This window comes from Streptomyces europaeiscabiei, from assembly GCF_001550375.1.
Lineage (GTDB): Bacteria > Actinomycetota > Actinomycetes > Streptomycetales > Streptomycetaceae > Streptomyces > Streptomyces europaeiscabiei.
Map to the genome: position 1 here is coordinate 1 of NZ_LRTR01000510.1, position 2,159 is coordinate 2,159.

Here is a 2,159-nt window from a genome sequence, read left to right on the forward strand (position 1 = left end):
CGTACGGGCGGCGGCGGGACGCGCTGATCGGTGCCCTCGCGCGGCGCGGGGTCGAGGCGCACGGCGTCAGCGGGATGAACGTGTGGATCCGGGTCCCGGACGAGACCGGTGCGGTCGCCCGGCTGCTGCACGCAGGCTGGGCCGTCGCGCCCGGCGCCCGCTTCCGGATGATCGCCCCGCAGGGGATCCGGATCACGGTCTCCAACCTCACCGAGGAGGAGATCGGGAGGGTGGCGGACGCGGTGGCCTCGGCGGTCGGGCCGGGGGCGGGCAGCGGGTACGTGTGACGTCACCCGCGGCGGCTCAGGTGCGCACCCGCGACGGCTCAGGTGCGCGGCCGGGCCTGTGTCAGGGCCGCTCCCGCCAGGACGATCGCCGCGCCGACGGGGGTCGACCAGGCCAGGGACTCGCCGAGGAGCGTGACGCCGGCCGCCGTGGCGATCACGGGGATGAAGTAGGTGACCATCTGGGCGGTCGTCGGGCCGACCTCGGAGACGAGGCCGTACTGGACGAGCATGGCCACACCCGTGCCGAGGGTGCCCAGCGCGACGACCGCCAGCAGGGGCAGGACCGGGAAACTGCTCGGCAGGGTCGTGAACAGCGGGGTGACGAAGGCCAGTTGAGCGGTGGCCAGCAGGAGCTGGGCACCGGTGAGGGAGAGGTGCGACACGGTGGTGCCGGCCAGGGTGCGGCGGACGTAGATCCAGCCGATCGGATAGCTGAGGGAGGCCAGCAGCGCCATCGTGGTGCCCCTCGCGTCCAGGCCGCTGAAGCCCTGCCAGGCGCCGAGCACGGTGAGCACACCGAGGAAACCGAGGCCGAGACCGGCGACCCGCACCCGCGTGGGGCGGTCCTCCGAGAGTGCGACCAGGGAGAGGGCCATGCCCCACAGGGGTGAGGTCGCGTTGCAGATGCCCGCCAGCGTGGACGGGACTGTCAGCTCCGCGTAGGCGAAGAGGGAGAACGGCAGTGCGTTGAGGAGAAGGGCCGCCACCGTGAGGTGGCCCCAGACTCGGGCGCCGCGCGGCAGCCGCTCCCGCTTGACCGCCATCGCCGCCGCGAGGACCAGCGTGCCGAACAGCAGCCGTCCGAAGGTGACCTGGAAGGGTGCGTACGCCCCCGTGCCCACCTTGATCAGGAGGAAGCTGAAGCCCCAGACGAGGGAGAGGAAGGCGAAACGCAGGCGCCAGTCGACGGTGCGGTGCGTGCGTACGGGGGTGGGGGCAGAAGCTCGGGTGGGCGCGGCGGTGGTCATGCCCACAACGATGGCGCCGATCAATCTTGTAGCACAAGCGAGAATGTATGGGCTGAATCTCGTAGCATCACTTACATGTTGAATCTGGAGCGCCTGCGCACCCTCGACGCCCTCGCCCGGCACGGCTCGGTCAGCAGGGCGGCCGAGGGGCTGCACGTGACGACCTCGGCCGTCTCGCAGCAGATGGCCAAGCTGGAGCGGGAGGTCGGGCAGCGGCTCCTCGTCAAGAACGGGCGGGGCGTGCGCCTCACCGACGCGGGGCGGCTGCTCGCCGACCATGCCGCGCGCATCCTGTCGCAGGTCGAGCTGGCGCAGGCGGACCTGGAGGCGCAGCGGGGGCAGGTCGTCGGCGAACTGCGGCTGGCCGCGTTCCCCACGGCCGTCCGGGGACTGTTTCCCGCGGTCTTCCGCGCACTGCGGGACGACCACCCGGCGCTGCGAGTGCGTTCACGGGAACTGGAGCCCGAACTCGCGATCAACGCGGTGATCCGGGGAGACGTCGACCTGGCCGTCGTCCTCGACTGGTACAACAAGCCGCTGCCCGTGCCCGAGGGACTGGCGAGGGCCGCGATCCTCGACGACCCGGTCGAGGTGGCGCTGCCCGAGGACCACCCGCTCGCCGGGCGCGACGAGATCGACCTGCGGGAGCTGGCGGAGGAGTCGTGGGTCGCCTGGCCCGAGGGCGAGTTCTGCCATGAGTGGCTGCTCTACACGCTGCGCGCCCATGGCATCGAGCCCCGGATCGCCCACCGGGCCGGTGAGCACCACACTCAACTCGCCCTGGTCGCCGCCGGGTTGGGTGTCTGCATCGCGCCCCGGCTCGGCCGCGACCCGATGCCGGCCGGGATGCGGACCGTGCCGGTGCGCCACCGGGTCCACCGCAGCGTGTACGCGGTGTGGCGCG

Annotated in this window: 3 protein-coding genes; 2 read left to right on the plus strand and 1 reads right to left on the minus strand. The window is 72.4% G+C overall.

The annotated features are described in order from the left end of the window. The coding region (locus tag AWZ10_RS24845) for an aminotransferase class I/II-fold pyridoxal phosphate-dependent enzyme (protein WP_341846095.1) at window positions 1–287 on the plus strand (287 nt) is incomplete at its 5' end. Window positions 288–325: 38 nt separating this feature from the next. Here AWZ10_RS24845 and AWZ10_RS24850 read toward each other — a convergent pair. Next, window positions 326–1,255, minus strand: a complete 930-nt coding sequence (locus tag AWZ10_RS24850; protein WP_046704485.1) for a DMT family transporter — start codon at window positions 1,253–1,255, stop codon at window positions 326–328. A gap of 75 nt (window positions 1,256–1,330) precedes the next feature. Between AWZ10_RS24850 and AWZ10_RS24855 the strand changes: the two genes are divergently transcribed. Then, a partial coding sequence (locus AWZ10_RS24855; protein ID WP_060892070.1) for a LysR family transcriptional regulator occupies window positions 1,331–2,159 on the plus strand: 829 nt, incomplete at its 3' end.

Bases quoted from the DNA above. Each gene is read 5' to 3' on its own strand.
- AWZ10_RS24850 (WP_046704485.1), bottom strand. From the start codon at position 1,255: ATGACCACCGCCGCGCCCACCCGAGCTTCTGCCCCCACCCCCGTACGC.